The 21,353-nt window shown below is 46.1% G+C and carries 21 protein-coding genes; 1 reads left to right on the top strand and 20 read right to left on the bottom strand.

Annotated features, from left to right (window positions below; genetic code table 11):
* Positions 1–218 precede the first annotated feature (218 nt).
* Complete coding sequence (locus tag ABTV53_RS13125) at positions 219–1,034, top strand: AraC family transcriptional regulator (protein ID WP_433753494.1); 816 nt, start codon at positions 219–221, stop codon at positions 1,032–1,034.
* Here the strand turns inward: ABTV53_RS13125 and ABTV53_RS13120 are convergent.
* The 20 genes from ABTV53_RS13120 to ABTV53_RS13025 all read right to left on the bottom strand — a co-directional run bounded on the left by ABTV53_RS13120 (position 1,031) and on the right by ABTV53_RS13025 (position 21,348).
* Complete coding sequence (locus tag ABTV53_RS13120) at positions 1,031–1,672, bottom strand: HAD family hydrolase (protein WP_433753492.1); 642 nt, start codon at positions 1,670–1,672, stop codon at positions 1,031–1,033. The genes ABTV53_RS13125 and ABTV53_RS13120 overlap by 4 nt on opposite strands.
* A gap of 39 nt (positions 1,673–1,711) precedes the next feature.
* A complete protein-coding gene (locus ABTV53_RS13115) occupies positions 1,712–2,305 on the bottom strand; it encodes a DUF1349 domain-containing protein (protein WP_433753490.1) in 594 nt (197 codons plus the stop codon).
* A gap of 92 nt (positions 2,306–2,397) precedes the next feature.
* A complete protein-coding gene (locus ABTV53_RS13110) occupies positions 2,398–3,642 on the bottom strand; it encodes an MFS transporter (protein ID WP_433753488.1) in 1,245 nt (414 codons plus the stop codon).
* 92 nt (positions 3,643–3,734) lie between these two features.
* On the bottom strand, positions 3,735–4,766 hold the full coding sequence (locus ABTV53_RS13105; RefSeq protein WP_433753486.1) for a zinc-dependent alcohol dehydrogenase: 1,032 nt from the start codon (positions 4,764–4,766) through the stop codon (positions 3,735–3,737).
* 42 nt (positions 4,767–4,808) lie between these two features.
* A complete protein-coding gene (locus ABTV53_RS13100) occupies positions 4,809–6,116 on the bottom strand; it encodes an aminotransferase class III-fold pyridoxal phosphate-dependent enzyme (protein WP_433753485.1) in 1,308 nt (435 codons plus the stop codon).
* Positions 6,117–6,153: 37 nt separating this feature from the next.
* The gene (locus ABTV53_RS13095; protein ID WP_433753484.1) at positions 6,154–7,308 is read right to left on the bottom strand and encodes a glycosyltransferase family 2 protein; all 1,155 of its coding nucleotides are present in this window, start codon (positions 7,306–7,308) and stop codon (positions 6,154–6,156) included.
* A gap of 350 nt (positions 7,309–7,658) precedes the next feature.
* Entirely contained in the window at positions 7,659–8,225 is a 567-nt protein-coding gene (locus ABTV53_RS13090) for a TetR/AcrR family transcriptional regulator (protein WP_433753482.1), read from the bottom strand.
* Positions 8,226–8,471: 246 nt separating this feature from the next.
* Positions 8,472–8,858, bottom strand: coding sequence for a hypothetical protein (locus ABTV53_RS13085; RefSeq protein ID WP_433753480.1), 387 nt, complete (start codon positions 8,856–8,858; stop codon positions 8,472–8,474).
* Between the two features lie 136 nt (positions 8,859–8,994).
* The gene (locus tag ABTV53_RS13080; protein ID WP_433753478.1) at positions 8,995–9,600 is read right to left on the bottom strand and encodes a pentapeptide repeat-containing protein; all 606 of its coding nucleotides are present in this window, start codon (positions 9,598–9,600) and stop codon (positions 8,995–8,997) included.
* 252 nt (positions 9,601–9,852) lie between these two features.
* Positions 9,853–10,461, bottom strand: a complete 609-nt coding sequence (locus ABTV53_RS13075; RefSeq protein ID WP_353884116.1) for a GNAT family N-acetyltransferase — start codon at positions 10,459–10,461, stop codon at positions 9,853–9,855.
* A gap of 32 nt (positions 10,462–10,493) precedes the next feature.
* Complete coding sequence (locus ABTV53_RS13070; RefSeq protein ID WP_433753476.1) at positions 10,494–10,856, bottom strand: Asp23/Gls24 family envelope stress response protein; 363 nt, start codon at positions 10,854–10,856, stop codon at positions 10,494–10,496.
* 163 nt (positions 10,857–11,019) lie between these two features.
* Positions 11,020–11,496 carry a hypothetical protein gene (locus ABTV53_RS13065; RefSeq protein WP_433753474.1) on the bottom strand — a complete coding sequence of 159 codons (477 nt, stop codon included), beginning with the start codon at positions 11,494–11,496 and terminating at the stop codon, positions 11,020–11,022.
* Positions 11,493–13,511 carry a prolyl oligopeptidase family serine peptidase gene (locus tag ABTV53_RS13060; protein WP_433753472.1) on the bottom strand — a complete coding sequence of 673 codons (2,019 nt, stop codon included), beginning with the start codon at positions 13,509–13,511 and terminating at the stop codon, positions 11,493–11,495. Before ABTV53_RS13060 ends, ABTV53_RS13065 begins: the two co-directional genes overlap by 4 nt.
* Before the next feature lie 21 nt (positions 13,512–13,532).
* The gene (locus ABTV53_RS13055; protein ID WP_433753470.1) at positions 13,533–14,468 is read right to left on the bottom strand and encodes an ABC transporter permease; all 936 of its coding nucleotides are present in this window, start codon (positions 14,466–14,468) and stop codon (positions 13,533–13,535) included.
* Positions 14,469–14,484: 16 nt separating this feature from the next.
* Positions 14,485–15,402: an ABC transporter permease gene (locus tag ABTV53_RS13050; RefSeq protein WP_433753469.1), complete on the bottom strand. Its 918-nt coding sequence runs from the start codon at positions 15,400–15,402 to the stop codon at positions 14,485–14,487.
* Between the two features lie 106 nt (positions 15,403–15,508).
* The gene (locus ABTV53_RS13045) at positions 15,509–17,074 is read right to left on the bottom strand and encodes an ABC transporter substrate-binding protein (RefSeq protein ID WP_433753468.1); all 1,566 of its coding nucleotides are present in this window, start codon (positions 17,072–17,074) and stop codon (positions 15,509–15,511) included.
* Positions 17,071–18,282 (bottom strand): M20 metallopeptidase family protein, encoded by a 1,212-nt coding sequence (locus ABTV53_RS13040; RefSeq protein ID WP_433753466.1) that lies wholly within the window; start codon positions 18,280–18,282, stop codon positions 17,071–17,073. The genes ABTV53_RS13045 and ABTV53_RS13040 overlap by 4 nt, the downstream gene beginning before the upstream one ends.
* On the bottom strand, positions 18,279–19,031 hold the full coding sequence (locus ABTV53_RS13035; protein WP_433753465.1) for a FadR/GntR family transcriptional regulator: 753 nt from the start codon (positions 19,029–19,031) through the stop codon (positions 18,279–18,281). The genes ABTV53_RS13040 and ABTV53_RS13035 overlap by 4 nt, the downstream gene beginning before the upstream one ends.
* 354 nt (positions 19,032–19,385) lie before the next feature.
* Positions 19,386–20,099 carry a glycosyltransferase gene (locus tag ABTV53_RS13030; RefSeq protein ID WP_433753463.1) on the bottom strand — a complete coding sequence of 238 codons (714 nt, stop codon included), beginning with the start codon at positions 20,097–20,099 and terminating at the stop codon, positions 19,386–19,388.
* 151 nt (positions 20,100–20,250) lie between these two features.
* Positions 20,251–21,348 carry a Gfo/Idh/MocA family protein gene (locus ABTV53_RS13025; protein WP_433753461.1) on the bottom strand — a complete coding sequence of 366 codons (1,098 nt, stop codon included), beginning with the start codon at positions 21,346–21,348 and terminating at the stop codon, positions 20,251–20,253.
* Positions 21,349–21,353 lie beyond the last annotated feature (5 nt).

Raw genomic sequence — 21,353 nt, 5'->3', positions numbered from 1 at the left:
CTTTTACGCCATTAATAGAGACTAATGTGACTGCGGTTCATGCGATTCCAACCAATATAGAACTGTTGGATCATTTCTTTGAAAACGTTTTATTATCGTTTGTCCTTCAATTAAAATTATTCCATTTATGTAATATAATTCATTCTAAGTTTCTTTTAACGCTGTAACCACGCCACTTACGCACATGATCCTTTAACGAAAAGAGGAATAACACGACGATGCCGAAACCTAGCATGGGGAATCCACTGGATGCCGATATGCCGCTCATGATTACAGGGCAAAACCAGTTGACCGTTGATGAATTGATGAATTGGAGCGACCATTCACGGGATTACAGCATTGTACAGTGCATCGGAGGAACAGGGCAAATCGCAGCTAAGAATCATGAATTTTCGATCAAAAAAGGAACCGCTCTCATTTTGTTCCCCGAGGTAACCTACCGTTACCACAATCTGAGTGATTCATTACGATTTGATTGTCTGTCTTTTAATGGCTATTTGTTGCCACGTTTCTTGCATACCTTGCAGATCGGGGAGCTGCGCGCCTTCAAGCCGGACGGAATGCTTCATATCCTGTTGCATGAAATTACGCTGGCGCTGCAGTCCCGGCACAAGGATCAGATCTGGCACGTATCCGCATTACTGTACATGCTTTTGGTCAGATTAACCATTGAAGGTGAACGCTATAGTGCTTACGAACGTTCTGATGCCCGATTAAGATTGGATGAACTCATTACTTTTATTAAACAAAATTATCATCAAGATATTTCTCTCCCCATGTTGGCTGAGCAGATGGACGTTACCGAGCAGCACCTCAATCGGATATTCAAAAAAGAATTTCAAATGACTCCATTGGAGTATCTGATGCGATATCGGTTATTAAAAGCCAAGGAAATGCTCATAGAAAATGACGCTACTACTGCCCATGAAATAGCCAAAGCCGTTGGTTTCAACAGTGCCAGTTACTTTGGATCAGTGTTCAAAAAATACGAAGGGATCTCCCCGATCGAGCTACGTAAGCAGTATCTGGTTTAAAGAGCCTCCATATCGATCTCGGCCAACGAGGATAACCGCAGTTCATGCATGGCGAATTCCAGACCACACGTTACCTCGTTAGGCACGATGATACAACGAATACCTGCGGCATTGGCTGCCTTCAAGCCATTAGGTGAGTCTTCGAATACAATCGCTTCGGAAGCCTCGATCCCAAGACTCTGGAGCGCAAGAAGGTACAGTTCAGGGTCCGGTTTCACTCGCTTCACATCCTCCGAAGTATGAACAACGGTGAAGTAATCGAAAATGCCTAATTTCTGCAAGTAACCATGAACCCAGTCCCGTGTGGAGCTGGAAGCAACCGCAAGCTGAATCCCCTTTTCCCTCGCAGACTGAAGCAATTCATGCACCCCTGGCAGAATAGCCGCTTGTCCCAAATAGGCTTCGTACTTCTGTTCTGATAGCAGCTTGATATGATCATGATCTATCTTTTTTTGTAGCGCCTGCTCCAGGTACAGAAATGGATGAAATTCCTCAAAGGATGTCCCCACATTTTTCGACCATAACTCCAGACCAAGTTCAACTCCGTGCTCTTCATAAATATCGCGAAACGCATAGTACCAAGGTGTCTCTGTATCGACAATGAGTCCATCAAAATCAAATATAAATGCTTTTACCATGAACCTATTCTCCCTCCAATGATCGGCCAGGGGAGCGGATTAGAAGCGTGCGGTCAAGTCCGGATGAGTAACGTTCACGGATAAAAAGTGACACGCGCAGCCCGTTCCCGTCGGCGATTGTGCAACTAATCCAGCTCGAAGTTCCCCTTGTGTCGGCATGCCAAAATATCGAATTAATTTCCACTCTTCCCCATCGGGTGAATAAAAGAATGATATGCAGTCCTCTACTTTGCGTATACGCAGATAGGGATCAGGTACGAAGACTTCAACCGAATTGCAATCATCGGATGAACCATCACGTGTCACCACCGACACGATGGTAGGCACTTTTCCATCATACTCAAAACAAATTTTGCACCAGTTAAGATCATCCGACATCACCATCAGGCATCCGGAATCATATTGATTTTTCATATCCACGGTTAATTGGGTTGTGATTTCGAAATCGTCAGGCACAGGCATGGACAAGAACGGTGCAGTTGCACGAATGTGCTTCCCTGCTGGATCTTGGAAAAAGTCCGTATCCGCTTGCGCTTCCACCAGCACACCTCCCTGATCCGTGTAGGACCAGGTCTCAGGCTCGTTCATCCAGCTCCATTGGTTCCGTGCTTCTGTTGTCATTACGTTAGTCATTTCTTACCCTCCCAAGTAAAATATGTTCTAGTGTATATGTTCTAGTTTTTTCTGTACTACATATTCGATCCATATACAGAAAACCCCTTCTTCTACATATTTTTGTAAGGCTCCAGCACTTGGGAGTGCTTCTGGGGATCAGGCAGGAATAACATGATGACCATCAGCACGACGTACAGACCAAGAATGACACTGAATAACAGTGTTGGATTGTGATGGTAGAGCAAGCCGGTCAGGTAACCGGATGGAATGGCTGTAAGCGTCATGACTGTCTGTACGGCCGAGAACATATCAGCCTTCTCATGCGTACCCAATCGGTTCATCAGCAGGGAATCCCGGTACGTCTGCAAAATGAAATTACCCGCAGCGAGCACGATTAGCGTGAGAAACAACATCCCTATATTCCCCACAGGGATCAATAGAAACAGAATGGCCCCGGCCGTGCTAAGCACGATGGAAAAACCAACATACTTTTCTTCCGAACGCCGTTTCAATCTCGGAATGATGACCAGGTAGAGCAGCATGACGGTTACCGCAGTCACTACTGGGATAAACGAAATAACACGGTCATCAAATTTCAACTGTTCCTTGAAGAAAATGACCTGAAAGAAATTCAGCTGCAGAATCAGATTGGATAAAACCGTAATCAGAATAATCGGAAAAAGTCGCCGTTTGTAGAATGATCTGCCGAACAGGCGCAGACTGGAACCCAAACTCTGAAGCACGCGGGTTTTGCTATGCAATCCCATAAGTTCCTTGCCAACCTCGGTCTCATCCGTGTATCGGTTCCGAATGAAAAACATGGCAGTCATGAGGATACCCCCGACAAAGTAAATGCTCGCCAGTGTTGGCACAATACCAAAATCAGCAATGACCACCCCGGCAATAGGCGTTAATACCCCTGCTCCTGTAATGATCATGTTGAGAATGGCAAACACCTTCGATCGTTTGTGTTCCTCCACATCCTCTATGATCAGACAGTTAAAGGCGACCGTTACAAACTTGGATGTTGCGTTTAGTAAATAGGCGATTAGAAACAGCCAGAAGTTCTGGGAGAAAGCCCAGATGAACATGGGAACACTCCAGGCAAGCAGATCAAAGATCAGTGTTGTTCGTTTGCGTCCCAGCTTATTTGTAATGGAACCCGCAAACAATTGAAAGATAAAGGCAAAATAAAGATTCACCGAATTGATTAAACCTATTTCAATGTCCGAAAGTCCGGCTTCCTTCATATATAAAGGAGCGTAGAAGAGAACAATCGTGCCCGGAATGGCCCATACCGGTTCGAGTAAAATGGAGTAGCGTGGATTCTTCGGCAAATCTTGAAGCAATTTCAATCCATATCCCTTCCTTCTGCGGTTTTCACCGCTGCGAATTCCAACTTCTCGCAGCGGCAAACCCGCTAATGTCTACATGCTTATAGTATCTCTTATAGGATAAGAGCTGTTTTGACCGAATTCATCGGCAATTTCTCTCCAGTATGCATGTCATAACCAATTGTTCCATTAAAGGCTTGTTCATAATCACTCAGCAGTTCCTTGGCTGTCACCATCTGTTCCAGTTCCGGGATACTTTGGGCAAATTTCAGTGCCGTACTGATCATCGAGTGATTAGCAACCGCGCCGATGATACTAATGCCATCATTAATCACGGCTGTTGATTTGAACGTCACCTCATAGCTGTCGTCATATCCCATAGGAATAATCTTGCCGCCTTTGGCAATCATCTCAAATCCCACATGTAGCTGGTTCCCCACCGCGTCCACTACAATATCAAACTTTTTGTTATTATTGATCTCATATACTTTATCCAGTGTCAGGTCCTGAGGATAGAACACATGATCCGCGATCCCGGAAGCGAACTCTTTGCGGTATGGATCGACTTCAGTGCCTACAGTAAGCCTCGCCAATCGTTTGCTCACAAGCTGACACAGGGAACCGATTGCACCAGAACCGAGGACCAGTACAGAGTCACTTGGCTTAGTCCCTGCTTTCATGAACGTCTGAAGTACACATCCCAATGGTTCGATCATCATGGCCGTTTCCCAACTCATGGAATCCGGGATAGCATAGATATACTTCTCGTCCCCAACAAAATATTCGGCAAAGGTTCCATGTGTCGTCATCCCTACTTGATAGTCATCAAAATTCTCGCAGTAGATGAACAGACCCTCACGGCAGTATGAGCAGGTACCGCAAGATTGCGTGGGATCAACCAATACCCGATCACCGATCTTGAAACCGCGAACTGCGTCGCCCACCTCAACCACGGTGCCTACGCCTTCATGACCAATGATCGTCCCTTTATTCGCCGGCACTTTGCCTTTGACAATATTCAGATCTGTCCCGCAGATGCCGGAACCATAGATTTTAATTTTTACCTGGTTTGGCTTTTGAATGGTTGGCTCCTCGATCTCCTGGTACGTCACCTGTTTGAGATCCTGATATACGAGTGCTTTCATTGAATAATTCCTCCTAGTCGATTATCGATTATAATCTATGGATTAAGCTTCAAACGTTTTCGATAATTGCATCGAATGAAGATGTTCCTGCTTCTGAATCTCTTTCCAGTCTGACAGGGTCTGTAACAGCGCTTCCTCAACCCACAGCAATTCTTCCCTTGTATGGGCATCCGAGAAAATAAAGTAACCTTTGGTGAAGATGCCGAAGTGAGCCATTCTCTTCACCATGAACTCGCGGAAAGGGTCCGCTTGAAAGTTATCCTCGGCTAGGGATTGAATGCAGAAGCTCGCATACGTCCCCTTCAATTCCAATTGATCTGTTAATCCGAGTAACACAAGTTCAGATTCCAGACGATCCATGATCCGGGTTGCCGGATCACGCCAGGTCGGCCATACTTTCGCATTCTTCATTAATCGTTCACAGGCAATGGCTGCCGCAAGTGCTGTTGTTTCGCTGGAATGGGCATTGCTGAATCGGACCTGTCCCGACAGAGACATTAAGTGCTCTGGCCCCAAAACCGCTGCGAGAGGTAAACCGTTTGCCATACCTTTGGAGATGCAGAGCAGATCAGGCCAGATGTCATATTCTCCTGCTGTAGCCTGTTTGCCCATTCGAATACCGGAAGTGACTTCATCAAATATGATAATGATATCCAGAGACCGGCATAGGTTGACGACTTCCTCCAGCGCATCCCGTTTCCACTCGTTGGGGCATAGAACAATACATGCGATATCCTCGGGAGATGAGGTAATCTGGGCCTCAATTCGCTCCGCAGTAGGTTTGTTGACCCAAATCGTTGAACGCTCGATATCTACAGGAATGCCCCGTTCTTTTGTCTGGCCACCGTAATAACCATAGGCAGACCAATCATGCCACCCGTGATAAGCCGTCGCAATCACCTTGCTTTTGCCACTTGCAGCACGGGCAAGTCGTACGGCCCCACTTACTGCATCCGCACCACTCTTCGTGAAACGCAGCGACGGATAACGGCCCTCAAACCGCTCCAGAATTAATTCGGCGCATTCAAGCTCGATGTCGGCCGGAACCGAAAAGCTTGTCCCTTTTTTGAGCTGGTGAATGACGGTTAGTTGGACTTCATGCCTCGCATGACCCCAGGACGCCGTACCCATGGCCATTTCGCAATCCAGCCATTCATTACCGTCGATATCTGTAAATCGGGATTTGTAAGCCTCTGCACAACATACGGGTGTATGCCCTGGAAATAAACGTTCAGGTGCTTTGGCTAAAGTGCTGCATCCGCTCGGAATTACCTTTTCGACTTGCTCCAACCACTCCAGATTACGGCTAAATCGTACGGCACGATCGAGCGTGCTCTCTTTTTCTTTCACCTTAAGTACCTCCCTGTTTATTGACGTTGTGCGTGAATTACCGAACTTTGGTTCCAGGCCAGCATCCATCGTAGATGCGATCCATCGTGATTACATTGCCATACAGATCGATGATCAGATCCTTGGCCCGATGAGCGTGTCTCATCTCAATCCAGTAACGGTTCTCCAGCAAACGGGCGAAATTGTCCACCAAGAACAGTAACCGATTCTCACTATGGATCAGTTCCTTGCCCAGTACCTGTGGCAGCCAGATGGCTCCGTTGGAATTGAAGCGATTGGAATAGTCGCGTACTTCGGCTATATTGGCAAATTCGGCTTCTTCCAGCTTGGTCCAGAACGTATCGGCATCACTACGAACTTCTGCAAGATCAATGCCCACAATCGGAAGATGCTGATATTCCCCTTGGCTTTCCAGCTGCGCTTTCAGATGACCGAAAACGAAAGGCCACACATCCGCCTCAATTTGACCGCCCCACTTTTTCCAGAAGCGTGCCAGATTGTTCTTGCGGTTGAAATTGCGGTGAATACCGCTGCTGCGTTCCCAGTGATAGGCTTGAATATTCGGGTTAATGACCGTATCGTATCCTGCAGCTCGTGCCCGCATCTGATAATCAAAATCCTCGTACCCGTTAAAGAATTTCTCATCGAGGTTGCCAATGGTTTCGTATACTTCTCGCTTCATGCCGAACATGGCGAACACCACCAGTTGAACGGAGAACGTTTCTTTCGGGATATCATCAGGGGATGCGTTCAGGAACAGGTGGCGGCCGATGGTGTCTGCAAAAGCAATGCCGCAATGCTGCACCCCTCCGGTTTGCGGATACAACAGAACGCCTCCAATCATGCCAATCGTAATATCACTGTCCAGTGTCTCTTTCATCATCGGTTGCCAGTTCGGCTCTAGAATCGTGTCAGAATCCAGGAAGAAAATGTACTCTCCCTTGGCTAGACTCAGTGCGCTATTAATCGACACGGCGCAACCGAGTGGAAAATCATGCTGAAGAATCTCGATGGTCACACCTTCTTTTATTTCTTGCTTCAGTTTATCCAGATGTTGAAAGACTGCTGAGCCGGAACCGTCGTTGATAAAAATAATCTGAGTGGATGGGCTTACCGTCCGGAGCAGCGAATCTGTGAACAGGTTCAGAATGTTATAGTCCTGGTTGACTGGCACAATAATGGTGTAAAGCATGGAATCCCTCCTGATTTGGGTTGATGGAATGAGTACTTGAACTGATTTTCAACTGCACCATTGCAGGTCGTTCTGCCTGACCTCCTCGCTTGAATATTTTGTCTTTATTTGGTAATGATTTGAATCTACTAGAAATTTATATCATTTTTTGTAAACTTGAAATCTTAAATTCTGAACCCTGTTAATATTTGAATATTAGTAAAAATCAAGTCCATGATGCCTGTACACTGAGAAAAGCTGTTGCAAACGCAAAAAAAACACCCTCAAAGAGTCTGTGTACCTAACGATACGTTTGACTGTTTTGGGGTGTTTCCCTATTAAAATCTAATATTTTTCCTTTTGGGGCTGACCTAGTGTTGCTTAAATCCGTGATAAAACGTCTCTACTACAAGCGCAGGAGCTGCTTTTCTCGCGATATGACCACTTACAACCTGCTGCCACGTCAGGAACATGATGGAATACAGCACATCGACAATCCAGGTTTTATCAAGATCGGAGCGGAAATAACCTTTCTGTTGTAACAGACCGACCGCATGCAGTACCGGTTCTCTCAGCTTCAGATCTGCTCCCTCAATCTCTGGATTATAGTTAATGGTGGTGTCATGAGCCAGAAAATATATTTTGTCGCCTAATGGAATTAGCGCCTCGATCAGCTCGGGTATGTACTTTTCACAGTGCTCTTCATCCAGTTGAATTTGTTGCATGGTCTCACTGACCACCTGGATTGCGCGTAATCCCAAATGAACCATGAGCTGTTCGCGGCTTTCCACATAACGATGTAATGTAGCGATCCCGATTTTGGCAGATTCAGCAATTTCATTCATGGAAGCATTCGGCTTTTCAATCAGCAACTTGGTGGCCTCGTCCAAAATGGAATGAAGCCTGGTTTGTTTAATTGTAGTCATTTCTTTTTTCATTGTATTACACCTCTTGGCGAGTATAGTTCAACAATTGATCTGTTTATCCATCATATGATTGGATTAGACTATAAAATTATAGCATACTTCCTCACGAAATCGCATTCTGAACGTAACAAGCCACCTCTTACATATGTGCTGAAAACATAAAGCTTAAAAGTCCTTCTTCCCATCGCAGGGTTCCAACTTCTTTAAGCATTAACCATCCACCTTCTGAGTCCCTACTCCTAATACGTTTAATTAAATTCAGACAGGAACATAGGCATCCTCAACCTCAACTTTACGTTCATTCCCCATCGTAATATATCTTACGTTAATGACATTTCCTTTCTGAAAGTGGGGAATATGTGTGATAGGAATATAGGTCTCTACAATTGTTGGAAAGGTTCGGCCGTCAACTTGGGTTACAGTCAAATCCAGTCGTACGCCAGGCCTTCCATCCATACTGGATGAAGTCTGTACAATATCATGAATGATTGCTTCTGCTGGAATTCCGTCCATCAGAATGCTCTTGCGAAGGTGATATTTCTCTTTATTGCTGCGCAGCAGTTTAAATACCATAATCGTAGTGATTGTACCTGTGATAAGCCCAAAGATAATAATAGCAACTATGGCAATGAGTGTGACTGTCATAATGACCTCCTTTTGTTAAGACTTATGTTAACTACTTCTTGTTTAGATCTCTTATTCCTGCCAATTTGCTTGAATGGGAAAGCTTTAACGTCAAAAAAGCCGCCTTAAAGGCGGCTTCCTGCTGTGTATGTTCAACTCAATCTACTTTCGCACCATACGAGCGTACAAACAGAACGGCTTGTTCACGATCCAAACGTACACCTTTGATATCCAGTGACTTTAGATCGATCCCTTCCAGATTAGCTCCTCTAAGATCAGCCCCTTGCAGCTTGGCTCTGCTCATAACGGCTCTTGTCAGATCACAGTCTCTCAAATCCGCTTTGGTGAAATCCGTGTCCGTAAAGTCAGCTTCAAAGAAACGAATTCCTCGCAAATCCTGTTTGCCTAATCGGGTATGTCTCAGATTTGTATAAGACCAATCGCCGTGACTTAATGTGATGCCATCCATTTGCGCACCTGAAAAGTCTGAGCCTGTCATCTTGCAGGAGCTGAATTTGGAAGCAAAAAGATTCGCACCACCGAAGGTGCAGTTCTCAAAAGCCGATTCCGTATGAATCGAACCATTCATGGAAGCGCCTTTGAAGTCACACTCAATGAAACGGCAGTTACTTGTTTCGATCTCTTCCATAGAAGCGTTCATAAATGTACACTGTTTAAAAACACAACTTATGAGTTCTCCATAGCGCAGATCACGCCCCTCAAAATGTACTGCTTCATATTCCTGATCCTTATATTGATACACTGGTCACACCCCGCATTGTATATTTCTCCGTCTTTCTTCATTAAAGAACTTTTTATACTATACCACACCCCTGTCAAGTACCTGCTTAATCACACACAAAAGTCAAGTTACTTTTTTTATGAGAATAATCTGAAAACTAAAAAAGGGACGCATAAAGCGGCCCCTCCAGCTCACACTTTTAACTGTTCCAATGTGGGCTTATATATGTGAAACTCTCCAGTTAGCTGCTTGTTCTATTCCCATCAGAAAGCATTACACCAGTATTTTGGACATTCTGTACAGGGATAGCGAAGGTTTATTGATTTCCCCTACTCTCTGGTATCCCAAACGTTCATACAGTTTAATAGCTAGTAGATTTTCCTTTTTAACCGTAAGTGAAGATTTGGACAGACCTTGTGTTATAGCTTGTTCCTCAGCAAAATGAATGAGCTGTGTTCCTACACCAAGTCCTCTGCTTTCTGGCAACGTAGCCAATGTCCCGATGTGGTACTCGTCGTTCTCCGCTTCTTTTAATGTCACCATGGAGTAGAACTCTTTCCAATGTTGGAGATTATACTTAATCAGGCTCCATTTACGAAGTTCAAACAGCTTGGAGAACGTTGGCAAAGCAAGTTTGTTCATTATAGTGGTCGGATAACACATGATCATGCCCAGCGTTTGGTTACCCATTTTAGCTTCATAAGCATATTGGTGACTGAATCGGTTCTGATTCGAACGCCATAACTTGTTAAATGTTTTCTCTATAATGCCTTTATCTTTGGTACCTGCAAGCGAATAGGCCATATATTCAAGTGCCATCTGATTTAGTTGCCCGCCGACTAATGATTGTGGACTGGCTTTTGTTATGGAAATCTTATTCATCGCTGTCACTCCTCTAGTTAGCTGAAATTGAATTAAAGCTGGGAAGCAGGTTGGTTGAATGATAACCCCTCAACGATCACATTCACCGTATCAATGGTTAATCCGGTCAGCTGTTCCACATGCAATCTCACATTGTTTTGCAATTCCCTGCAGACTTCATGCACTTTCGTTCCATAACAAACGACAACCTTTACGTTTATCTCCAGTCTTGATTCTACCTTGCGGATATATATGCCATTTTGTAGACTTTTCCCGCTCCACTTTTTGGCGATGCCTTCTACAAGTCCTGTCGACATGGAGGAAATCTCACTGGTAGTGTTCGCGATCTTGCCGACAATTTTGGAGATCACATCATCCGATATTTGAATTTTTCCCAAAACATTTTGAATGGACATCCTAGGTCCCCCTCTTTATACCCGCATTTTTGATATATTATAATATCATTTAATATAAATATAAATCATATAAAGTCCGATTTCAACTTTTGAATTCAGTCGTCCTCATTTCTACCGGTACATAGCAAAAAAACCGCGATCATCGCGGCTTCTTCTGGTCATACTATGGGAATTTCAATTGAATAAGGACAGGAATGTGGGAAGATGACTCGCTATCTGTTCTGCCTTCTTCTGCTGCCTCTGTTTCTTCTGCTTGTACGATCCACTGCCTGCCAATTAACGATTGTAGCAGTTCAATCTCTTGTGTGGTCAGACGAATATGCTTCAGTGACAGTTCATCTTGAACGTAATCCCGATCCACCTTACGGTCAAACCGGAAATCGAGCAATCGTTTCAACCCGTTAATATGCAAAAATTTGAACTCATAACCCTGACGTATCGCCATTTCCCAATCGTCTCCGATATCAGCTGCTGTCTGCAGTCTCTCATCAAAATCCATCCCGGGTTCCTTAACCAGAGGGAGCAACCGGGAAAAGTCTCCACGTTGTAAACAATCAATAATCACTTCTTTTGGTTCCCCACTTGTCAGAACATTCTCTACAAGAAGCCCTACAGGAATGGACAACTGAGTTCGACTCATTTCTCGCCCTCCTCATTCCCGAGATACTGATTGAACCAGGCATTCACCTGTTCGAAGCTATCAATCCGAAGTGAAGGTTTACCGCTTTTCAGCAAACTGTGGTTGGAACCTGGATAACGAATCAGTTTGGTCTTTTTGCCATATCGTTTTAACGTCGTATACAATTCTTCCGCTTGTGCAATCGGTGTCCGATAGTCCTGCTCTCCGTGCATGATCAGAAGTGGCGTCTCAATGTGATGTGCATGGGCAAGAGGCGACCGGGACCACAGAAATTCAGCATTTTCCGCCGGATTACCACCAATGACTCCCTCGACATAGGAAATTCCGATATCGCTCGTTCCATACATGGACAGCCAGTTGGAGATGCAACGCTGGGTTACAGCCGCCTTGAAACGGTGAGTATGCGCTATAATCCAGTTGGTCATTACTCCGCCATAACTGCCACCCGCTACACCCAGACGTGATGCATCAAGGAAATCATAGGTAGCCAGGGCATAATCAACGGCTTCCATCAGATCCCTGTAATCCCCTCCGGCAAAGTCACCTCGGCAAGCTCTTGCAAACTCCTGACCGAATCCAATGCTTCCGCGAGGGTTGATCCACAGCACAGCATAACCTTGTGCAACGAGTGTCTGCATTTCATGACTGTATGTTCCCGTATACATTGCGTGAGGTCCACCATGAATCTGCAAAATTAATGGCAGATTCCCATTGGTGTCACGTGTTTCCGGTGTGGCTAACCAACCTTGAAGTGGCCATCCATCGGAGGACTTAAACTCTACACGAACTGGCACATTTACGGCCAATTCAGCCATGAATTCATCATTTCTGCGGGTAAGTCTAAACATTTCCCCACTGTTGATATCCACTCGATATAACTCCCCAGGGTGTTCAGCAGTCAACGCAGCGACTACCAGCGATGAACCATCTGGTGTTAAGGTATACTGATACACATCCTTTTCACCAGCGCCCGTTACCATTTGACAAGCTCCATCGTCTTGAATGCGGTACACGTCCACATTCCCGTAATGCGTTCCGAGTACATACACACCACGTTCCGGATGATGGATATCCGAGATTGGAGAAGGTGATGCACCTGCTGACTTCATATCTCCCAGTGCTGCGTTACCAATGTGCATATCTAACTGTGGTGCAATTATCCTGGGTTCCCCCCGATGAACAGGGACAGCATATAAGCTGTTGTGGCTCCCACTCCCGTATTCGCGATCACTGGCGATCAGGATCAGCTGCTGCCCGTCGGATGAATAGGAGAACTGGCTTATCGCCAGACTGGAATCTGTCACTTTGAAGAGATCACGTTCTCCCAATCGAACGCTGTATATATCCGTAAAGTACAGCAAATCTGCATCAAGCTGCTCATCCTCTACTTGCTTCGAAATGAAAGAAAGCTGCTTGCTATCTGGCGACCATGCCGGAGCGCTGATATTCCATAGCCCGGAAGTCACCTGTGTGATCTCCCCGCTTCCGATCTCGTATATAAACAAATGGCTGTATTGACCGTCCCACCAGCCAGCCCCCTCCGCCTTCGGCGTTGTGCGCTCAAAGACTTTACCTCGCAGCAAAGGTGCTGGCTCCTGGTGGGCTTCAGCTTTCTTATGTTGCTCCTCCGGTTGCACCTTGCTGGTAAATGCAATATACTGCCCGTTTGGCGACCAGATATAACTCGAAATTTTACATGCGGGAGAGATCAGCATGACAGGTTCTTTTTTATCCGAATTGAGTCCCCATAGTCCCTTCCCCCCGTCCACGGAGCGAATGAATGTGAGCTGTGTGCCATCCGGCGACCAGGCAGGTGAAGAGTCCTTTGTACCATCAGAGAGTGCAATATCTTCATCACCATCCAGCGAGATTCCTCGAATTTGCGTGTTATATTCGTTTTTATCCTGATCTATGGTCTGTTCCACATAAGCCACTTGTCCGTTCGGGCTGACAACAGGCTGACTTATGCAACGGTAGTGACTCAGATCCTCCGGCATAATTGATCTTTGATTCATATTGACGGCTCCCTTCTCCATTTATTTATGGGTTGTATCCGTACGTGGATCAAGCACATCACGCAGCCAATCTCCAAGGAAAATAACACCGAGTACGGTAAATGTAATCGCTAGTCCCGGGAATGTAGCAACCCACCAGCTTGTAGCAACATATTGTCTGCCATCACTGAGCATACCTCCCCAGGATACATCAGGTGGTTTGATGCCCAGACCCAGGAAACTGAGTGAAGCTTCCATAATAATCGTCGTGCCGACATTCATCCCACAGATCACGATAAAAGATGAGAGGATATTTGGCAGAATGTGTTTCACAATCAGTCTTCCATTCTTCGCACCGATCGATCTGGCCGCATGAACAAAATCCCGCTCCTTGATACTTAGAACCTCACTTCTTACCACACGGGTGAATGGAACCCAGTTGGTCACCCCAATGACAAAAATCAACGTTGTAATACCCGGGCCAACAATCGCCATCACAACAAGCATGAACAGAATAGTCGGAATTGCCATGAATGCATCACCTACACGCATAATTACGGCATCCAGCCATTTCCCGTAGAATCCGGATACCAGCCCCAGAATTGCGCCAATGATGCCTGATACAATCACGGCACCCATCCCCACGATTAAGGAAACACGAGCACCATATACAATTCGACTCCACATGTCTCTGCCGAGATTATCGGTACCCAGCCAGTATTCGGCCGTTCCGCCCTCAAGCCATGCTGGTGGTTTAAGTCGGCCCAGCGGATTAACCGCCGCTGGATCATGACTCGTCAATAGAGGTGCACCTATGGCAATTAACACAACCAACAATACAAGCACAGCACCAAACATTCCGGTCTTGCTGATGATCAGTTGTTGCCAGATATAACGAAACCCCGTTGGTGCACGCCCATTGTCCTGTTCCTGTTCCTGTTCTGTACCCGGAATTGGCATTTCGTTGCTGCCTGTCATATGATTGCACCTCCTTCTAGTCGTATTTGATGCGCGGATCAAGTAACCTGTAGGCTACATCCGTCAAGATGTTAGTTAATACAACGATAACGGCAATGACAAACACCGCTGCCTGTACAATCGCCATATCATGTGTGTTGACTGCAACGACCAGCAATTGACCCAGTCCTGGCCAGGAGAATACCGTTTCCGTAATCAATGTTCCCCCGATCAGACTTGTAAATTGCAAACTCATAATCGTCACAACCGGAATCAATCCATTCCGAAATGCATGTTTTACAATGACAACCATTCGGCCAAGCCCCTTGCTGCGGGCTGTTCGAATATAGTCCTGGTTGAGAATCTCCAGCATGCTTGAACGAATCAGTCGAGTCATCTGGGCAGCCAGTCCAACACCGAGTGTAAATGCCGGCAAGATCAGATGTGATATTCCTCCGCGACCAGATACCGGCAATACGCCCAGCATGACGGAGAACAAGAGGATAAGCATAATCCCCATCCAGAAGTTTGGCATTGCCTTACCAATGACGGATATTCCTGAAATGATGAGATCGGTAAACGTGTTACGTTTAACAGCTGAAATGACCCCAAGTGGCACAGCCATAAGTACGGCAAAAAACATCGCGGCTACGGCCAGTTCAAAGCTGGCAGGCAATCTCTCCAGCACAAGCTCTAATGCAGGTTGATTGTAACGGAAAGACTGACCAAAGTCTCCCTGGATCGCACTGCCCAGAAACTTCACGTATTGCGTATATAAAGGCTGGTCCAAACCGAGTGCCTGCGTCAAGACAGCACGATCTTCAGCGGTAGCCGTTTCGGGCAACATTAGCGCAACCGGGTCACCGGTAACTCGAACCAAAATGAACACAATTATTGAAACAATGAACAACACCGGAATGATCTGTAGTAATGACTTAAGTACGTATCTGCCCATTCCTTGTTCACCTCCCTTGTTAAGAAAAAGAACGGCAGGAACATGGTTATCCAGTCCCTGCCGTTCACGGCCTTATCTTTTCAATGACCGGTTATTATACCCGATGTTACTGTGCAACAGGTGTAATCTCGTCAGCATAGAACATCTCGTCACTGCGCGGCGCGAAGTTCACTTTGGCATTGGTTCCGTAGACACCTTCCATCTGGTACAAATATACCGCTGGGCGTTCTTCAGAGAAAATCTGCTGCACTTGCTGATACTCTTTCTCCCGAACCGTTGGGTCCATGTTCACCAATGCAGATTGAAGCAGTTTTTCTACTTCAGGATTGTTGTAATCCGACTCACCTTTGGCTTCTTCCAACATATAACGATTGTAGTTATTCGAAGCATCGAACAAGGAGTTACCAATACCGATCATGAAGATTTCTTTGAATGATTTGGAGCTGTAACGTTCACTGAATGCACTTGCTTCCAGGACATCCAGATTGATTTTGAATCCGGCTTGTTCCAGCATCGCTGCAACAACTTCAGCCTGTTCTTTATACTGAGCGGAAACGGAGATGGTCATCTCGGCTTCACCTTCAGCATAGCCAGCTTCTTGCAGCAATTGTTTTGCTTTTTCTTGATCATAGAGTGACGTTTTGTACAATGAAGGATCAGCACCGAAGTTGCCTGGTGTTACGGATGTGCGGGTTACGATACCTGCACCGCCGGCAATGCTGTCTACAATGCCTTGTTTGTCGATAGCCAGATCAATCGCTTCACGGACTTTCGGATCAGCCGTGATGCTACCTTCTGTCTGACGGAAGATCAACTGAAGCACACGCTGGATTGGCGCTTTGACAATCTTTTTGTCTGCTTCACCTTCAATCCGGGCAATGTCAGTGGATGGAATGGAAGACGCAACATCTACACCACCAGCAAGCAATTCGGATACACGGGTGGAGGCTTCAGGAATAACGCGGAATACCACTTCATTCCATTTGGGTTCACCGTCGAAGTAGCTCTCGTTTTTCACCAGTTCCACACGATCATCTTTCGTCCATTTACTGAACTTGTAAGGACCTGTGCCTACCGGTTGCTTCAGGAATGCATCGAATCCTTTATCCGCAATATATTTTGCAGGCAGAATGCCAGCACCCATTTTGGACAAACGATTCAGGAGCAACGGATCTGGACCATCCGTGATGATGTCTACGGTATAGTCATCCACCGCTTTAACTTCTACAATATTTTTGAAATAACTGTTTTGTTTCAATGTCTCGTCCTTGGCTACGCGCTCCAGCGTGTATTTTACATCTGCTGAAGTGAATGGATCGCCATTGTGGAAGGTCACACCTTCACGCAGCTTAAATCTCCATGTTGTATCATCAACCTGATCCCATGAGGTCGCAAGTCCTGCAACTTTTTTCTGTTCACTGTCATTTTTAATCAGATAATCAAAAACGTTGACCAGTACCGCCTCACTTGATGTGTTGTTATTGTTGTGCGGATCAAAACTCTCAATATCTGTTGCCGCGGCAACGGTCAAAGTTGTACTTGCGCTTCCACTGCCCGTTCCTTCGGATGCCGAATCATCATTCGTGCTTGTCGTTTTTCCACCGCAGGCGCTGAGCACCATTACGATCGCCAGTAACGTGATCCATAAGCCTGTCCATTGTCTTTTTTTCATTGTGATTGCTCCCCCTCAGAAGTTGTATTCCGTGCCAAAAACTCAAGTGCTACTGCAGACAACATGCCCACTCCAAAAGGCATCGCTGTCTCATCAAGATCAAACATGGGATGGTGGAGTGGATAACGAGTACGTTCCTCATCATTACCAGATCCTAGTCTGAAAAACACACCTGGAACCTGTTCACAATAAAAAGCGAAATCCTCGCCCCCTGTGGAGGGTTTGATATAGGTCCATCCCTTCTCCGCATTAACCTCATCACAAATCTCTGTTAGCAGGTCAACCATGCCGAGATCATTGACGACAACAGGGTAACCATCGCCGTAGACGACTTCGCATCCTGCTCCGAAAGAATCACAGACCCCTTTGACAACCTGCTCAATCAAAGCTGGCATCCGTTCACGAATGGCAGGTGAGAGTGTACGAACCGTACCGATCATCTCCACTTCCGGGGCGATGGCTGTTCCCATGTAACCTCCGTTGATTTTGCCAATCGTGACTACAGCGGGTTCAAGCGGATCGACCATCCGACTGACGATATTTTGCAATGCGGTGATGACCTGAGCGGATACCGCAATCGCGTCAATGCCCTCATGCGGACGAGCTGCGTGGCCACCCTTGCCGAACACCTTGATAATCAAGGGATCTGCTGACGCGAACGCCACGCCCTGACTTACGCCCAAGGTTCCCGTGTTCTGTCCGGGTGTCATGTGTAACCCTGCTATCGCATCGACCTTCGGATTCTCCAGAACACCGTCCTGGATCATGGCTCTTGCACCTGCAAGTCCCTCTTCTGCTGGTTGGAAAATGAATTTGATGTTGCCTGATTTCGGTCTTCCAAGGCCAGTAAGCAGTTGGGCGGCTCCCATCAGGATAGAGGTGTGAGCGTCATGTCCACACAGATGCGCTTTGCCTTCTACTTGCGAGCGGTATTCCACCACTTTCTGATCCTGGATGGGCAAGGCATCCATGTCTGCGCGCAAGGCAAAGGTTGGTCCATCTGTCTCTCCGCGAAGCAGGCCTGTAACCCCGGTCTGTCCGACATTGCGCGTAACTTCCAGGCCCAAGCTTTCCAGATGCTCGGCTACGATAGCGGATGTGCGATGCTCCTCGTAGCCGATTTCAGGATGCTGATGTAAATCTCTGCGCCAAGCACTTAACTGGGCTTGTAGTGGCTGAGCCTTCTGTATTAGTTCTGAACGATTCATTCGCTGTCATTCCCTTCATTTTCGTCCGATTCAGAAACCAAACGGGCATAGATTGCATCCGCCGAGAATTCGATATGTCTTTTCATCGTCTCCTTAGATTTGATGCTATCATGGGCTTTCAATGCTTCAAGAATCTCCATATGTACACCGTGGTTGACAGTACGTATCCGGTCATCATAAGGCATCAAGTCGAGCGCCGGATTAATTTTGGTCCGGATCTGTCTGACGGCTCTCTCGCAGTATGGATTCCCCGAAGCCTTGGCGATGATCAGATGAAATTTCACATCCAGCGCCCTGAACCATTCCCTTGTGCAGTCTGGCTCTATACTTTGTTCCATGTAACCCTCAAGCAGCTCCAATTCGCCTGCGGTGATCCGCTCAGCAGCGAGATATGCTCCCTCCGGCTCGATAATGGTTCTATATTCAAACACCTTCAGCATTTGTGACCAATCCCGTTTAATTTCTTCTCTGGTCCGTTTATGCGAATTGGCTGTCAGAGGCAGTACAAATGTTCCGCCTTTGGCACCCACCCTTTTCTCAATCAAGCCTTTCTCTTCCAGTGAAGAGAGTGCCTCACGGACGGTTATACGGCTTACGTTAAAAATCTCTGCCAGATCTCGCTCGGCTGGAAGCTGTTCTTCACTCATCAATTCTTTCAAAATAATGGCTTCTTCCAGTTGTTCTCTAATGAATTCACTAACCTTTTTGGTGGACACTTTCTCAAAACGAAATGAAAACGTACTTGACATCTAAGCACTCCGATCTGTATATGGTCTAGACCTTATACCATTAATATAATTCCGACTAAACTTATATGCAATACTTTTTTTCAAGTAAATTCAACTTTTTTTCTCACCACCACCAAATTGAAGCATTTTACCAAAAAAAAGACGCATCTGCACGCAACAGATACATCTTCCCCTTAGTTGATTTACACCGTTCACTACGATGACAGAACAACCTTCCGATCGCTGTTATCCCCGGATTTCTTTGAAGCCCTTTTTGAAAGGGGGAAAATCCGGGGATAGCGTATGCTTCCGATGTAGCTTTCTTTCAGAAAGCTTGTAGGCGAACACTCCGCTTCTTCAGGTTTTTTCTGTCCTCTATAATTTCTTGTTAGCAAAGGGTCTGAAATCCTCCGTAACCGCAAGTTTATTGCTTCCCTTCAGGTAAAAGCTGTCATCCGCTTTCCAGGTATGGCTCTTTTTGTTCTGTCTGCGGTGATAGACATAATTGTAAGGAGAGGTCGCGTACGCTTTGAATCCTCTTTTCCTGCATTGTCTCAGGAAGGTCACATCTTCCCCTATGGAACGGTCTGTGAAACGGACTTTTTTCAATATCTTTCTTTTGAATAAAATAGTGCCCCCTTGTACAAATTCAACCGGTTTGTTCTTTTCAGCCGGAGATCTGACCAACAGTGTCTTGGACGCACCCAAGTAGACCAGGCACGAATGTTTGCCCACAATATCACTTTTGGTCCGCCTAAGTTCTCTCACCTGTTCTGTTAAATAATAAGGCGAATAGTAGTCATCATCATCAAATTTGGCAATCAACGAAAAGCGTGCCCTTGTCATGCCAGCGTTAAGGCTTTGTCCTAGAGAAATGCTCTCCGGAACTTGATATACATGAACGTTGGCAAGATTCCGAACCCTGTTTTGGTATAATGCCAGATTCATACGGTCATGATTCAGGACAATGATCAGTTCTTTGCTTTTATAACGCTGCCGACTGTAATTTTGCAGGATGTTGTCAAAAAATTGCGGCCGATTGGTACATACCACAATGGAAACACCATGACTCGTTTTGTGTTTAGTCAAGACATACCCTCTTTTCAGCTCATTTTTCTCTCATCATATGTGCCGAAATAGAGTCTGGTATGGGCCAATAGCTAGTAGCCATAACACCAAAAAACCCTCTGTCTCCAATAACGGGACAAAGGGTTCTGTAATCTGTTGGTTTATGTCTGTTCTATGCTTCGCTACCGTTATTCAAGTACACAGCCTTGCCTGTACGAGCAGATTCATAGAGTGCTTCCAGGATCTGAGATACAACCAGTGCTTGTTTCGGTGTGACCACCGGCTCTTGATCGTTCTCAATCGCTTCAATCCACTTTCTCATCTCCACATCTGGTGCGCTCTCGCTTTTACCATCGTAGAAAGCTACCCCACCTGCACTAAGTTCAATCTCGTTAGTATATAGACGGCTGAATTTCTCGCCATTGATGCGCAGTCCGTTCTTCATATCCGCACCCGCTTCGCTGCCACTCAAGCTACATTTGGCTTCATCCACCTCCAGTGAATTAAGTGCCCAACTGGATTCCAGCATGATCGTTGCTCCATTCTCCATCACAATCATGCCAAAGGCCGAGTCCTCTACGGAGAATTGTTTAGGGTCCCACGGGCCCCAGGCATTTGCTGCATCTTCACGTTGCGAAAGCTCATGATAAGTCGTGCCCAGAACAACTTTGGGTTGATAGTTATCCATCATCCAGAGCGTCAGATCGAGTGCGTGCGTACCAATGTCAATCAATGGACCGCCACCTTGTTTCTCCTCATCCAGGAAAACACCCCAGGTCGGTACCGCTCTACGTCTAATCGCATGTGCTTTGGCAAAATAAATATTACCCAGTTCACCAGCTTCGCACACCTTCTTCAAATACTGACTGTCTTCTCTGAAACGGTTGTTGTATCCGATGGTCAGTTTCTTGCCGGTACGCTCTGCCGCTTCCAGCATGAGCTGTGCTTCAGCAGATGTCTTTGCCATTGGCTTCTCACACATGACATGTTTGCCTGCTTCCAGGGCAGCAATGGAAATCTCGGCATGAGAAATATTCGGCGTAAGCACATGCACAATGTCAAGAGACTCATCCTTGAGCAATTCCTGATAATCGGTATAGACTTCAGCATCCGTAGAGCCATATTTCTGCTTGGCTTCATCTGCACGTTCCTGAACGATATCACAGAAGGCCACCAGTTCAACATTATCCAGTTTACTCAGACTCGGCAGATGTTTACCATTTGCGATTCCACCACAGCCAATAATTCCGATACGATATACTCTACTCATGTATA

Source organism: Paenibacillus amylolyticus, assembly GCF_050990605.1.
Lineage (GTDB): Bacteria > Bacillota > Bacilli > Paenibacillales > Paenibacillaceae > Paenibacillus > Paenibacillus amylolyticus_H.
Note: the sequence above shows the minus strand (reverse complement) of the source record. Positions and strands in the feature narration are given on the sequence as shown.

Bases quoted from the DNA above. Each gene is read 5' to 3' on its own strand.
- ABTV53_RS13125 (WP_433753494.1), top strand. From the start codon at position 219: ATGCCGAAACCTAGCATGGGGAATCCACTGGATGCCGATATGCCGCTC.
- ABTV53_RS13120 (WP_433753492.1), bottom strand. From the start codon at position 1,672: ATGGTAAAAGCATTTATATTTGATTTTGATGGACTCATTGTCGATACA.
- ABTV53_RS13115 (WP_433753490.1), bottom strand. From the start codon at position 2,305: ATGACTAACGTAATGACAACAGAAGCACGGAACCAATGGAGCTGGATG.
- ABTV53_RS13105 (WP_433753486.1), bottom strand. From the start codon at position 4,766: ATGAAAGCACTCGTATATCAGGATCTCAAACAGGTGACGTACCAGGAG.
- ABTV53_RS13095 (WP_433753484.1), bottom strand. From the start codon at position 7,308: ATGCTTTACACCATTATTGTGCCAGTCAACCAGGACTATAACATTCTG.
- ABTV53_RS13090 (WP_433753482.1), bottom strand. From the start codon at position 8,225: ATGAAAAAAGAAATGACTACAATTAAACAAACCAGGCTTCATTCCATT.
- ABTV53_RS13085 (WP_433753480.1), bottom strand. From the start codon at position 8,858: ATGACAGTCACACTCATTGCCATAGTTGCTATTATTATCTTTGGGCTT.
- ABTV53_RS13075 (WP_353884116.1), bottom strand. From the start codon at position 10,461: ATGAATAAGATTTCCATAACAAAAGCCAGTCCACAATCATTAGTCGGC.
- ABTV53_RS13070 (WP_433753476.1), bottom strand. From the start codon at position 10,856: ATGTCCATTCAAAATGTTTTGGGAAAAATTCAAATATCGGATGATGTG.
- ABTV53_RS13065 (WP_433753474.1), bottom strand. From the start codon at position 11,496: ATGAGTCGAACTCAGTTGTCCATTCCTGTAGGGCTTCTTGTAGAGAAT.
- ABTV53_RS13060 (WP_433753472.1), bottom strand. From the start codon at position 13,511: ATGAATCAAAGATCAATTATGCCGGAGGATCTGAGTCACTACCGTTGC.
- ABTV53_RS13055 (WP_433753470.1), bottom strand. From the start codon at position 14,468: ATGACAGGCAGCAACGAAATGCCAATTCCGGGTACAGAACAGGAACAG.
- ABTV53_RS13050 (WP_433753469.1), bottom strand. From the start codon at position 15,402: ATGGGCAGATACGTACTTAAGTCATTACTACAGATCATTCCGGTGTTG.
- ABTV53_RS13045 (WP_433753468.1), bottom strand. From the start codon at position 17,074: ATGAAAAAAAGACAATGGACAGGCTTATGGATCACGTTACTGGCGATC.
- ABTV53_RS13040 (WP_433753466.1), bottom strand. From the start codon at position 18,282: ATGAATCGTTCAGAACTAATACAGAAGGCTCAGCCACTACAAGCCCAG.
- ABTV53_RS13035 (WP_433753465.1), bottom strand. From the start codon at position 19,031: ATGTCAAGTACGTTTTCATTTCGTTTTGAGAAAGTGTCCACCAAAAAG.
- ABTV53_RS13025 (WP_433753461.1), bottom strand. From the start codon at position 21,348: ATGAGTAGAGTATATCGTATCGGAATTATTGGCTGTGGTGGAATCGCA.